At 67.7% G+C, this 12,437-nt stretch carries 14 protein-coding genes; 4 read left to right on the top strand and 10 right to left on the bottom strand.

Annotation, left to right across the window (positions count from 1 at the left end; all coding sequences use genetic code 11):
• Positions 1–266 precede the first annotated feature (266 nt).
• Entirely contained in the window at positions 267–3,008 is a 2,742-nt protein-coding gene (locus tag DN051_RS20625; RefSeq protein ID WP_162624961.1) for a DNA primase family protein, read from the top strand.
• Positions 3,009–3,827: 819 nt separating this feature from the next.
• Here DN051_RS20625 and DN051_RS20620 read toward each other — a convergent pair.
• The 10 genes from DN051_RS20620 to DN051_RS20575 all read right to left on the bottom strand — a co-directional run bounded on the left by DN051_RS20620 (position 3,828) and on the right by DN051_RS20575 (position 10,824).
• Positions 3,828–5,078, bottom strand: a complete 1,251-nt coding sequence (locus DN051_RS20620; protein WP_053757698.1) for a tyrosine-type recombinase/integrase — start codon at positions 5,076–5,078, stop codon at positions 3,828–3,830.
• A gap of 10 nt (positions 5,079–5,088) precedes the next feature.
• A complete protein-coding gene (locus tag DN051_RS20615) occupies positions 5,089–5,295 on the bottom strand; it encodes an excisionase family DNA-binding protein (RefSeq protein WP_053757697.1) in 207 nt (68 codons plus the stop codon).
• Positions 5,288–6,574 carry a replication initiator gene (locus DN051_RS20610; protein WP_053757701.1) on the bottom strand — a complete coding sequence of 429 codons (1,287 nt, stop codon included), beginning with the start codon at positions 6,572–6,574 and terminating at the stop codon, positions 5,288–5,290. Before DN051_RS20610 ends, DN051_RS20615 begins: the two co-directional genes overlap by 8 nt.
• A gap of 158 nt (positions 6,575–6,732) precedes the next feature.
• On the bottom strand, positions 6,733–6,981 hold the full coding sequence (locus tag DN051_RS20605; protein WP_053759422.1) for a hypothetical protein: 249 nt from the start codon (positions 6,979–6,981) through the stop codon (positions 6,733–6,735).
• Positions 6,982–7,005: 24 nt separating this feature from the next.
• Positions 7,006–7,200: a hypothetical protein gene (locus tag DN051_RS20600; protein WP_053759421.1), complete on the bottom strand. Its 195-nt coding sequence runs from the start codon at positions 7,198–7,200 to the stop codon at positions 7,006–7,008.
• Between the two features lie 16 nt (positions 7,201–7,216).
• Positions 7,217–7,408, bottom strand: coding sequence for a mobile element transfer protein (locus tag DN051_RS20595; RefSeq protein WP_053759420.1), 192 nt, complete (start codon positions 7,406–7,408; stop codon positions 7,217–7,219).
• Positions 7,409–7,419: 11 nt separating this feature from the next.
• Positions 7,420–8,046 carry a DUF2637 domain-containing protein gene (locus DN051_RS20590; RefSeq protein WP_053759419.1) on the bottom strand — a complete coding sequence of 209 codons (627 nt, stop codon included), beginning with the start codon at positions 8,044–8,046 and terminating at the stop codon, positions 7,420–7,422.
• A gap of 85 nt (positions 8,047–8,131) precedes the next feature.
• Complete coding sequence (locus tag DN051_RS20585; RefSeq protein WP_053759418.1) at positions 8,132–9,508, bottom strand: FtsK/SpoIIIE domain-containing protein; 1,377 nt, start codon at positions 9,506–9,508, stop codon at positions 8,132–8,134.
• Positions 9,508–9,864, bottom strand: a complete 357-nt coding sequence (locus DN051_RS20580; RefSeq protein WP_053759417.1) for an SCO3933 family regulatory protein — start codon at positions 9,862–9,864, stop codon at positions 9,508–9,510. Before DN051_RS20580 ends, DN051_RS20585 begins: the two co-directional genes overlap by 1 nt.
• A gap of 168 nt (positions 9,865–10,032) precedes the next feature.
• The gene (locus DN051_RS20575; RefSeq protein WP_053759416.1) at positions 10,033–10,824 is read right to left on the bottom strand and encodes a GntR family transcriptional regulator; all 792 of its coding nucleotides are present in this window, start codon (positions 10,822–10,824) and stop codon (positions 10,033–10,035) included.
• A 110-nt stretch (positions 10,825–10,934) separates the two neighbouring features.
• On the opposite strand from DN051_RS20575, the gene DN051_RS20570 reads away from it, so the two are divergent.
• Genes DN051_RS20570 through DN051_RS46580 form a run of 3 tightly spaced genes read left to right on the top strand, consistent with a single transcriptional unit; the run spans position 10,935 to position 12,266 of the window.
• Positions 10,935–11,342 carry an NUDIX hydrolase gene (locus DN051_RS20570; protein ID WP_053759415.1) on the top strand — a complete coding sequence of 136 codons (408 nt, stop codon included), beginning with the start codon at positions 10,935–10,937 and terminating at the stop codon, positions 11,340–11,342.
• A 46-nt stretch (positions 11,343–11,388) separates the two neighbouring features.
• Complete coding sequence (locus DN051_RS20565; protein WP_053759414.1) at positions 11,389–11,817, top strand: ATP-binding protein; 429 nt, start codon at positions 11,389–11,391, stop codon at positions 11,815–11,817.
• Positions 11,817–12,266: a hypothetical protein gene (locus DN051_RS46580; protein WP_246041105.1), complete on the top strand. Its 450-nt coding sequence runs from the start codon at positions 11,817–11,819 to the stop codon at positions 12,264–12,266. Before DN051_RS20565 ends, DN051_RS46580 begins: the two co-directional genes overlap by 1 nt.
• Positions 12,267–12,437 lie beyond the last annotated feature (171 nt).

Genomic DNA, 12,437 nt, shown 5'->3' with positions numbered 1-12,437 from the left:
GCGAGGCGAACCGTGCACGAGACGTGACGGGCGTGTCGCCGCGAAGGTCCATTACGGCCGCCCGTACTGGTCCTCAAGAGTGGGTAAGTCTCGCGCCACGGATACCCGCGAGGACCCGGCTAGGCGTCTAGCCGCTCTGGCGAAGATGGGCCTTATCTGAATCCACCAGGAAGCCCCGTGCTGCGCGGAATTCAGCACGGGGCTTCTCAGGAACCACGAGAGACACGAGCGGGAGACGACCGCTCACCATGAGAAAGGAACCACTCGTGAGCGTAGCACGCTCTCAAGAGGCACGGGAAAAGGGAATTCGGCAATTCCTGGAGACGCTGTATGGCGGGGAATACGCGGATCTCTGGTTCACCGTTGTCGTGGCCATCCGACAGGATGACGGCGAACTGGACTGGAAGAACCGCCGCGTCCGGCACATCCGCCTGACGGACAAGAACATCAGCGTCCTTGTGGCCGCGTCGGACAAGCCGGGCCGGGAAGTGTTCTTCACCCCGGTGCCTCGCAGCGCCAAGGGTGACCCGTCGGCGGCGAACGCCGGCGTGCCTCGCACCATCTACGCCGACGTGGACAAGAGCGCCCTTCCGGCTCGCACTCTGGCCTGGCTTCGCGGACTGGGCGCCTGCCTCGTGCGCTCGGGCGGTGTGGTACAGCACGGAGGTAAGGAACTGCCGCGCTACCACGTGCACTTGCCGCTGGACGCTGGGAGTTCCACACCCGCCCATCACGAGGTCGAACAGCTCAACCAGGCGTTGACCAAGCGGCTCGGCGCGGACAGCAAGACCAGCGTGGGCGTGATCCTGCGCCTGCCCGGCACGCGGAACTGGAAGCCGGAGAACCGCGACGCGGACGGCATCGGTCGTCTCGTGTGTGTCGAGACGTACGCGAGTCAGCGTGTGAGCGTCCCTGACGCTGTCTCAGCGCTCCGTACGGAGCTTCTGAGTGCGAGCGAGTATCAGCGTGCGTCTGTCGCCGTTCTGAGCGCCGTAAGCGCTTCTGACGCGTTCGAGCGACACCACGGCCGCACGGTGAAGGGTCTGAGCGGCAAGCGACTCGTGGTCAAGGCGAACCAGCGGTTCGAGGCTGGGAACCACGACGGCCGCCACAAGCTCGCCGGTGGTCTCTGGATGAGCCTGCTGGAACTCGGCATGACTGAGGCCGAAGTGGTGGGCGTGGCTCTCGGGGATGACTCGCTCGTGGGCGATGACGAGTCCTCTCCGTTCCTCGGCTGCCTGGCCGCTCAGGACAAGTGGACGGATACGCAGATCGCCGCCGACATCGTGAGGGTGTTCGGGAAAGCGGGCCGTCGCCAGAAGTCCGAGGAAGACAAGGGGAATGAGCAGAGCGGCCCGCTCGGGATAGCGGACCGCTCCGATGAGTCCTCACCTGCGCGACGAAACGAGAAAGGACGCTCACTCATGGAAGAGACTAGCGCGATATCTGCGGCTTCCGAGAAGTCGTTTGGGACCGCTTACTGGGACCAGCAACAGAAGTTGTTGGATCTGTCCGAGGGCAAGATGCCTCACCTGAATTTCGCCCGCTTCGTGGCCGACCACTGCGGCCACGGTCTCAGGTACGTGACGGACGTGGGCTGGTTCAAGTGGGACGGTGTTGTGTGGTCTCCGACAGGCGACGACGGCGCGGCGTACCAGGCGATCAACGAGGCTCAGCAAGTCCTCATGGCGCGTGGTGCGGACTCGCCGGGTGACGCCACGTGGTGTTCCCTCGCGGCCAGCAAGCTGACGAACCACTACTTCCGCAAGGCTGTGGTGGGTGAGATGGCGGTACTGCCTGAGCTTCACACCAACGTGAACGTGATGGACGCCAAGCGGCACCTCCTGACGTTCCGCAATGGGACCGTGGATCTCCGCACGGGTGCACTTCTGCCACACCGCCCCGACGACATGCTGAGCCGGTGCGCCGAGGTCGACTACAACCCTCAGGCCGATTGCCCGCGCTGGCTCCAGTTCATCGAGGAAGTGTTCCCGGATGACGCGGAGCTCCAGCAGTACGTCCAGACCCTCTTGGGCTACTGCGTGACCGGGGAGACGCGGGAACACATCCTGGTCGTGTTCTACGGGGAGAAGGGGCGCAACGGTAAGACCCTCATCATGCGCACGCTCCAGAACGTGTTCGGCATGACCCTCGTGCGCTCCGTGGAGTTCTCCATGTACGAGAACCGGGGGGCGAACCACAAGCCTCATGACGAGGAGATCGCCGCCCTCCGCAGTGCCAACGTGATCGTGGCCAATGAGGGTAAGCAGGGGGTGAAGATGAACACGGCAATGATCAAGAACCACACGGGTGGGGACATCATCCAGGCGCGGCACCTGCGCAAGGGCGTGTTCCAGATGGACCCCAAGTTCACCCTGGTGATGATCACCAACCACCTGCCCAAGTTCCCGGCGAATGACTGGGCGCTGTGGTCACGAGTCAAGGCCGTGCGTTTCCCCGTCTCGTTCGCTGGCCGTGAGGACAGGACGCTCAAGGACACGTTCCGCGACAAGGAAGCCGAGGGCATCGCCGCGTGGGTCGTGCGTGGTGCTGTGCGGTACTACTCGGAGGGTCTGAGGGACGCCGAGAGCGTGTCCAAGGCCACGGAGAAGTACCGGGAGGGATCGGATGAGCTTCTGGACTCTGGAATGGTCGGGGAGCTGTTCGAGTACGACGAGAATAGCCGGGCGTCTCGGCCCGAGTTCAACCGCCTGTTGAGGGCGTGGCGTGAGGCGAACCAGTGCGGGCCGACCGAGTGGACGCCCAAGCGGGTTAAGGAACTCCTCCTGGCAAGTGGTCACGATGTCCAGGAAGAGAACCAGGGGCGCATATTCAAGGGCATCCGCCTCCTCAACTACGTGCCGACACAGGGAAAGAGCGGCAGCGGGGGCAAGGGAGTTCACGCAGAGCCGGGCGGGTCGGCTGTGCAGACGGGCCAGGGAACGCTGGACCTGGAACCGGAGGAAGACGACCTGGCAGACGTGGAGCCTGAGGAGCTGGACATCTAGCGAGCGAGGGTGAGCGCGCGTGAGAGTGAGGACGAACGCGAGCGAGACGCGGAGACGGCGGGCACTGAGCGGGTGAGTGCTCGCCGTTTCGTTTGCCACGTGGCTACTGGCGAGTACCGCGCTGAGCTAACCGATCTACATATTTTTTGTGTTCCTCAGTATGTTCTCGATACGCGTTAAAGAACTTACCTAGAATCACAGTTTTTTTGTTGATCGGCAGTGACAGTGCGGTAGTCGCTCGATGACTCGCAGCGGATGAGCGGGTGAGTCGTGAGACGCGGGCGTCTGAGCCATAGGGGTCTAGGGCGCAACGCTTGGAGAACCGAGCCGGAGGATCGGGGCGCACGTCTACGGAATGGGATGGGCACGAACTGTCAACGGGCGGTGTGGGACAGGTGTGTGGTGGATGCGGGGTGGTCCGTCTCGCGTGGGCGGGAGTGGTCCAGGCACTACCCCCCGGAAAGACGGCTATCGGTAGTCCGCCAAGACAGGCACCCGCTCGACGCGCTGTGACTGCGGCAGCTCGTTTCAGTGATGCCATGTGCTCCTCAGACCATGTAGGTCTGGCTCCTACGCGAGACGCTTCGTGTGCCAGCGTTGTGCCTGGTCTCTGTTGACCCAGGACAAACGTGCTGGTCAGACTGGTCGTAGTCGCAGTGTGAACGTGGTCGTTGGGTGACCTGATTGGAAAGCGTGTTGGGGGCAACCCCTCACGAGTTCGAATCTCGTATCCTCCGCCAGTGCCTCACCGGGCACGATGTCGAAGGGCCCCACCGTTCGCGGTGGGGCCCTTCGACGTTGTCCGTCTCAGTTTCCGTCTCAGTCGGTTTCCCGGGCCGCGCCGGGCAGTTCCCAGAGTGCTTCTCCGACCTGCTGAGCGACCTTGCGCAGTATGGTCCCCGTCACATGCATGTAGCGGGCTCGCATCCGCGCCGCTCCCCCGGGCTCCCAACCCATGATCGAGTCGATCACGACGTCGGGGACGCCGAGGATCAGGAGGACGGTCGCGGCGGTGTGGCGAGCGTCGTGCAGCCGGCCGTCTCGTACGCCCGCATCCCGCAGCAGGCGCTTCCAGACGTGGAAGTCGGTGTTGGGACTCAGCGGCCCGCCGGTCGGGGAGGCGAAGACGTACCCCTTGCCCTCCCAGTCGAGTCCGGCCGCACCGCGCTCCTGCTCCTGCGCTTCCTGGTGCTGGCGGAGAACCTTGATCAGCGGATCGGGCAGTCCGATGGTGCGCCGTCCCGCCCGGGACTTGGTGGACTTGTGCTCGCGTCGGGTCTGCTGCCGCTTCGGGCAGTAGCCCGCCTTACGGCCGCAGGGCTCGCCGTCGCAGCCGTGCGCGTACTTGGGGCGCAGCCGGTTCTTGCGGATGCGGACGTACCCCGCGTCCAGGTCGACGTCTTCCCAGTGGAGCCCGAGCGCTTCCCCTTGGCGGAGGCCGAGGGCCAGGGCGACGACCCAGCGCGCGCTGTTGCGGAGCTTGGCCGCTTCGACGAGGAGGCTCCGCACCTCCTCGATCGTGAACGGCTCGATGTCCTCTTCTTCGAGGCGAGGAGCCTTGGCGATCTCTGCCGCGTTGGTGACGACGTGCCCGCGTCGGACCGCTTCACCGAGAGCGACCCGGATCGTGCGGTGCGCGTGGTGGGCGGTGCCGGCGGAGCTCCCGGACTCCTGCATCTTGCGGTAGAAGCGTTCGAGGTGCTCGGGCTCCAGGCGGTCGAGCTTGTGAGCGCCCAGGCCGGGGACCAGGTGAACGCGGACGTCGACCTCGTAGCCGTCGTACGTGTTCTCGGAGACGTACGGCTTGGCGATGTTCTCGACCCAGTGGTCGAGCCAGGCCTGGAGCGTCCAACTCTGCCCTGGCTTCCTGAGCTTCTTGTCGTCGCGCGCCCGTTCCATCTCCCGGACGGCCTTGGTCACCTCGGCCTTGGTCTTGCGCTCGATGTGGCGGCGGTCGGGCTTGCCGTCATCACGGACGCCGACCGTCACCCGCCCGTGCCACTTGCCGTCCTTGCCGAAGTAGATGGTCGAGGCTCCGTTGGGCTGCCGGGTGCGCCTCTGCTCTGCCATGTCGTCCCTCTCAGGCCGCGTGGGCGGGTAGGTGGCGCAGCTTGGCCACGTAGGCGGGTAAGGCGTCGGCGGGGACCCGGCGGAGGCGCCCGACCGTGACGGAATCGATCTCTCCGGCGAGGACGAGCCGGAAGCAGGTCGTGCGGCCGATGCGGAGCCGTCGGGCGGCCTCTTCCACGGTCAGGAGGACCAAGGAGGGGTCGAAGGGCTCAGCCATGGGTGGGTTCTCCCTCCGTTCCGGGGGCGGGTTCGATGGACGCGGCCAGCCAGGCTTCGGCGTCGGACAGGCCGGTGCCGGCGAAGACCCAGTGCGCGAGGACGTATGTCGTCTCGGGCCCGGTGTCGGGGTTGTCGGCTGCGGCTCGGGCTCGGCGCCATTCGGCGCGGGCGTCACGGAGGGCTCCGAGGGTGGTGGAGTAGCGGCGGGACTTGGTGGAGAAGTGGCCGCGGAAGCCGAGCATGTGAGCCCAGGCGCGCAGGCGGAGGTGTCCAAGGCTCTTGCGAGCGCCGAGGGTCCAAGCGGTTCGGATGAGGCGGCGGGCGTGGTCGCTGATGTCGAGTTGAGCGAGTTCGGCGGCGAACTTCAGCGGGCGGTCGAGGGCCCCGGTCGCGGTTTCGGCGCCCTTGGTGGCGTACTTGGCGACGTACGCCGCTACGGCTCGTTCAGTCAGCTCCTGGCCGTCGTCGAAGTCGGCGGATCGGATGGTGCGGACGTCGAGTTGGCGGCCGAAGGTGAAGGTGTGGGCACGGTTGTCGATGGTCGGGCCGTCGACCTGGACCTTGGACACGGCGGCCTCGATCGCGTCGGTGAGAAGTTCGGCGGTGGCCCAGGACGGGGGCGAGGTGTCGCCGCCGGTCGGCCCGTCGATGCGGATCACGGCGTGAAAGTGGACCGCCCCACGCTTCTGGTACTCGGCAACCTTGGCGAAGGAGACGCGGGCGTGGTCGCGGAGGCGGCGTTGGGAGAGACCGGCGCGCCTGGCGACCTCCCGGCGGAGGGAGATCGAGAAGCGCCGCCAGAGGGACCCGGCGTGCGCGTTCCACAGCACGGCCGCCTCGTAGTCGTAGGTGTCCGGGTTCAGCGGGGTGCCGAGTGTCTCGTCCTCCTGGTCGTGGTGGATGCCGCAGCGGCAGGGGCGCCCGTCGGTGCGGCGGTTGTGGACGGGTCCGAAGCCGGGGGCCGTGAAGGTGGCGAAGACGCGGGGGTGCGTGGCGACCTGTTCCGGGGTGCCCTTGCCGCCGCGGAGACCGGCGGTGATCAGTTGGAAGGTGTCGCGGCGGTAGACCTCGGAGCAGGCCGGGCAGCGGGTGTTCCGGCGGTTGTTGCAGCGGACGAGGAGTTGGCCGGCCGGGAGGGTGGTCGAGTCGAGGTGCTGGAGGATGCGGCCGATCTCACCGGTGGCGGTGTCGACTTCGTATTCGGTGCGGTGGCCGTCCAGGCGGATGGGGTGGGTGCAGCCGCCGAGTCCGGAGAGCTGGCGGTGGATACCGGGCAGGAGGCCGTCTGCGGCGAGCTTGCCGAGTTCCGGGAGTGGGGGCGGGGTGGGCGGGGTGAAGATGGCGATCTCCTTCTGACGAGCGCTTGAAGAGGAAGCGGCCACCGGGGCGGCGGATACCTGGGCGTGTCATGCCGCCCCGGAGGCCGGACCGCCGATCAGCGGCGGTGGTGGTCGCGGAGCATGGAGCGCAGGACGACGGCCGCCACGGCCACTGAGATGGCTGTGACAGCGACGGCGGTCAGGAGTGCGGTGAGGACGACTCCGCCGACGAGCACGGCGGCGACGGTCTTCTGATCTATGGAGACCGACGGGAGGGCGGGACGCCGGACGGGAGCCGGGTCGGCGGGGGTGTGGGTGTGCGTGGGCTGCGGGGTGGGGTTGTCCGGGTACTTGGGCAGGAACACGACTGCGATCTCCTGTCTACTCGTCTAGGCGTGTTGACCGTTTATGACGGTCACGCCGGTACGCGTGCCGGACTCGATGGCGGGGGCGAGGAACGTGTGCGAGAGCCAGAAGCCGAAGAGGGCGATCAGGACGACGATCCAGGTACGGACGCCGAGGTACTTGACCGTCGCCCAGGCGAAGAAGCCGAGGACGACGACGAGCGGGAGGTTGAGCGTCACGGGGTGCGGGGTCCTTTCAGCGGACGGGGCAACGGTGGGTACGGGCGGCCAGTTCGGCGGCGGCGCGGCTGTCGTAGTCGGCGGAGAAGTTGCAGCGCGGGGCCGTGCAGGCGGCGGTGTGCTTCTCGCGGCCGCGACCGTCGTAGGCGGTGCCGACGTGTACGGGGCCGATGCGGGTGACGTTGCGGAAGCGGCGGTTGGCGGACATCGGACTTCCTTTCAGAGATGGGCGGCGATGGCTTCGGCCATGGGTGCCGGGACGCCGAGGCGGGCGCGCAGGGTCGGGGTGTCGATCGGGGCGCCGGTGCGGGTGTGGTGCTCGGCGGCGACCTTGCGGGCGTGGTCGATGAGGGCGGCCGGGACCGGGACGGGAGGCCGTGCCGGCGGTGCCTCGATGCCTGGCAGGTCGAGGGCCGGCGGTTCCGGTGTGGGTTCGGGGTCGTCCTCCTGGTCCTCGATGACCTCGGAAGCCGGGACCGTATGGGGTGTCGAGTGGGCCAGGAGGGTGCCGCCGAGGAAGGCGACAGCGGGCCAGCCTGCGACGAGGATGCGCAGCCAGGCCGGGACGTCGGCCAGGTCGAGCAGGCCGGCGGTGGCGACGTTCGCTCCCAGGGACGCGGCCAGCGCGATGACGAACCAGCACCAGGCCGCCGCTTTCGCGGTGCCGGAGCGAAGCCGACGCCAGGCGGCGACGAGCAGCAGGTCGACCGAGACGGGGTAGGCCCAGGCTTTCCAGCCGTCCTGTCCGGCCGCCACGGCGACGTCGTGGATGTGGGCGAAGGACAGCGCGGCGGCGATGAGCGCCTGTACGAGCACCGCGTCGAGGCGGGCCATCTGGGCGCGCATGAAGGCGGCTCCTTCCGGGTTCAGGCATGGGAGGGGTAGGGACGTGGCGCGGAGACGGCCACGCCGACCGGGGAGGTAAGGGGTGTCAGTCGGTGACCGCGTGGGGCTGGACGGCCGGTACGGGGGCCCCAGCCGTCCGCACGGGGACGTCGGGCCGGAAGGGCTTCAGCGCGGACAGGTCGGGCACCAGGTGGGACGTCTCGCGGCAGATGTCGGCGGCGTCGCCGAGGGAGAGGTAGGGGGTGCGGATCCGGGACCAGCCGCCGGACGTGTCCCCCGCGACGGCGAGACCGGGCAGCTCAGGAGCGATGGCGCAGGCGGCCATGACCGCTTCCGGGGCGATGTCGCCCAAGGCCATCTTGGCGGAGGCTTCGTCGTTCACGCGGTGGCAGACGCGGCCGGTGAGCTGGGCCCGGAGCATGGTGGCGCCCTTGCCGAGTTCGGCGCCGAAGCGCTGCCCGCACACCTCCAGGTAGATCCCGGCCGCGCGGCCGAGCTGGGCGAGGCGGATGAGCTGAGTGACCATCTCGTCGCGCCGCTCCTCGTCCTTCTTCGTAGCGACGAGGAAGAGTTCCGCCACCTCGTCCACGAACAGCACGATAGGTACCGGCCGTTGGTGTTCCGGCAGACCCCAGATGTCCGAGGTGATCTCCTCGTCGGGGGTGCCGGGCGCGATGCCCTGCCGGGCTCTGATCAGGTCGTAACGGTCGTCCATTTCCTTGACCAGGACGGGCAGCAGCTCAGCGACTTCATCCGGCTCCGTGGCGAGGGCTGACAGCCGCGGGGCGAACGGGGCCAGCTCGACACCGCGCTTGCAGTCGAAGCCGACCATGGCAACGTTCTGCCGGGCCAGCCCTGAGACGAGATGCCGCAGGTACATGGACTTGCCCGACAGCGTCGCACCGAGCGTGAGTTGATGGGGGACGGCCCGGTAGTCACGTACGAAGGGCATGGCGTCCTCCCGCAGCGCGACCGGCACCTTGAGGAACCCGGCATCGGTCTTACGCGGCATCCGCACCTTGCGCAGGACGTCGAAGCCGACCAGCCGCAGTTCGACGACACCGGGCTTGACGGTGGTGACGTACACGGCGTGGACGCCCCAGGCGTGCCGCAGCCGTTCGGCCGAGGCGGCGACGTCGGCGGGTTCCTGCCCCGGAGCGAGGCGGAGCCGGATCCGCAGCCCGGTCGTGGTGGGCCGGATGATGCCCCGACGGGGAGGCACGGGCCGCACCTCCCGCCGAGTGGTGGCCTTGACCGCGAGAACCCGCAGCCGGGACGGGGCCACGGTGAGACCGCAGGCTTCCATGACCGAGGCGTACGAGCTGAGCAGCCGGACGGTGGATATCGGACCGCCGACCGCCGACCAGTACAGCGCCGGGTGCTTGGCCCGGGCGTAGGCGGCCCCGCCGCCGAGCGCGGCGACAGGACCACCCACCTCCAGGAGCGTCGTCAAGTCGATCATCAGGCCGTGGCCCCCATGGCGGCCGGGAAGGCGGCCGGGGTGACAGCGGCGGCGCGGTAGGCGATGCCATGACGCTGCTGCCCGTTGAAAACCGACTCCCACGGCCGGGCGACCAGCCCTGGCAGTGAGACGGGCGAGCCGAGGATCAACCCGTCGGCGACACCGCTTTCCGGGACGGTGACCTTGATCAGAGAGGACTCCCCGTCCTCGATGTACACGACGCCGACGGTCATCAGCGCCTCACCGCTGACGGCGTCCTTGGCGATCTCGCCCGTCTGCCGGTCACGGACCTTCGGTTCCGGGGCTTCTGTCAGCAGGATCGTCGCGGCGGAGGTCTCAACACGGATGGTGCGCAAGGCACACTCTCCCATCTACTCGTCTATACATGTAGCAGCCTGCGAGCCCGATCTCCCGGACCTACGGACCACCCTGCCACACAACTTGCCCACTCGTCTATACGAGTATGCCTGTTGGGGTGTACGAGTTCGGAGAAACGTCCCCGCGCACCACCGCCCATCACCCGCTCACGTGGCGGGGAGCTGGTACGACAGGACGTACGCGTCCGCCGCCATGACCGTGTCGCAGACCTCCACGGCCCGCCCCTCAGTGTCGAAGGCCGTGCGGATCAGATGGATGACGGGTACGCCGGCCGCCAGATGAAGCGTCTTCACTTCGGCGGGCGAGGGCATCCGGGCCCGGATCTCCTCCTCGAAGTGGTCGAGGCGGTGTCCCAACTCTTCGAGACGGGCGTAAATGCCGCCAGGACCGGGATTGGGTTCGGCGATCTGAGTACCGCGCGCGATGTCGAGCGGCAGATAGGAGGTCGCGAACTCGACCGGGCGCCCGTCGAGGAGGTACCGGCGGCGCCGGGCAAGCACTCGCCGCACGGAGCCGAGCCGGGTGGAGACGTCCTGACTGGCCTTTTCTTCCTTCACTTCCAGACTGTCGACCTGGGGGTGACTGCCGGCCGCGTCCGCTTCCACGATGAATGCGGACTTCCCCTGCTCGCGGTGGCGCCGGGCGAACCGGTCGGAAGCGAGTCGCCGCACGGGCGGACGCGGCCGGACGAAGACGCCCTTGCCGTGCTCGGCGTGCACCAGGCCCTCGCCGGTGAGAACGGAGAAGGAGTTGCGGACGGTCATCCGCGAAACCCCGTAATGCTCGACAAGCTCAGCCTCCGAGGGCAGCTTTTCACCCTCGCGGAACCGCCCACGGTCGATGGCTTCACGCAGCTGGTCGGCGATCTGCCGGAAGACCGCACGATCGCTCGTGGGGTCGAGAGCACCGAGGAGGCCCGAAGGAAGTGAAGGGCTCACGAGGTGTACTCCTTTAGGTATCTAGACGAGTGGTCGAGTGTTGTTGCTACGGTGGAGAGCCTAGCCATCCGAGAGGGCCGAGGAACGTGAGCACAGACCGCCCGCACTCCGTGAGCGTGGCCGGGGTCGTCGTCGACGACCAGGGCCGGGCCCTCCTCATCCAGCGCCGCGATAACGGTCACTGGGAACCGCCGGGCGGCATCCTCGAACGCGAGGAGACCATCCCCGAGGCCCTTCAGCGCGAAGTCCTCGAAGAGACCGGCGTCAAGATCGCGCTTCCCGCGACCCTCACCGGCGTCTACAAGAACATGACGGGTCTGATCGTCTCGCTCGTCTTCCGGTGCGAGGCCGCCGACGGCGTTCCCACCACCGGCGACGAGACCCGCGCACTGCGCTGGGCCACCCGTGAAGAAGTCTCCGAACTCGCCGACGAGGCCTACGCGATCCGCGTCATCGACGCTTTGGACGCGGTGTCTCCGCCGGCCGTCCGCGCCCACGACGGCGTGAAACTCGTCTAGTCCGAACCCGCTGCACATGGCGGCCTACCAGCATGAAGGAACTTGTATGCACGAGTATACGAGTAGTACGCGGGTCTGGGGCCTCACTTGCCCAGGATTTCCGGAAGAGGTCAGCCGAGCCCGCCGATGGACCCGAGACATCCTGCGCGACTCGCCGTTAGCCGAGGACGCCGAACTGATCGTGAGCGAGCTGAGCGCGAACGCGATCCTCCACACGGCCAGCGGCCGAGAGTCCGGCAGCTTCCACCTTGCACTCGCGGTATCCCCGCGGGTGATCGCCCTTTCGGTCACGGACGACGGCGGCACCGGCATGGCCCCGAAAGTCGGGCAACAGGACCAGGAGGCCGAGCACGGTCGAGGTCTGGGCATGGTCAGCGTCATCGCGCACCGAATCGTGGTCCACGAAACCGACGGGGGCCACACCGTCACCGCGGAACTCTTCGCCCGCACGCTCCCCGGAGGCCACCCGTGGTGATGGACAAGCCTCGGCGGGGCTACTGGTGCGAGTGCTGGACCGAGAACCTGGACGAGGAGCGGCGGCCGGCGCTGCTGGCATCAATCGACGCGTACTTCGCAGCGCAGGCAGACAGATGGGTTGCCGTCACACTACGTACGATCACACCCGCACTGGATTCCGAAGCCTGCGACGAGGCCTGGGACTGGCTGTACGAAGGCCGCATCGAGACGCGCCGGGCCCTCCTGCGGTCCGAGCCCTGCACCGTGTCCATCACTCAGGACCGCATCCGCGTCACATGGACGATCCGCCCAGTGGTCTTCCTACCCTTGCACCAGCGCCAAGGTGTCGAGCTCCCAGCATGCGCATACGCCTTCAAGCCCGGAGCACTTGACCACCGGTCCGAGCGGCCACTCCGGACGACAACGCCAGCCATCCACCGAGGCGGAACAGCCCACCTGCCGGACTGAGTTACAACTTTCTCTACTGGTTCAAGGCGGCTCGCTCCGCTCCCCGCACGCGGCCCGGCCCCCGGCCGGGCCTGCGCTCCTGCCTCCGTCCCGCTCCAACCCGGCCGGGGCCCGTGCCGCGCTCCCGCGACCAACCGTCTGAGAGCAATGGAGCTTCAAGAGACACCGGAC

The sequence above is a fragment of the Streptomyces cadmiisoli genome (assembly GCF_003261055.1).
GTDB lineage: Bacteria > Actinomycetota > Actinomycetes > Streptomycetales > Streptomycetaceae > Streptomyces > Streptomyces cadmiisoli.
Note: the sequence above shows the minus strand (reverse complement) of the source record. Positions and strands in the feature narration are given on the sequence as shown.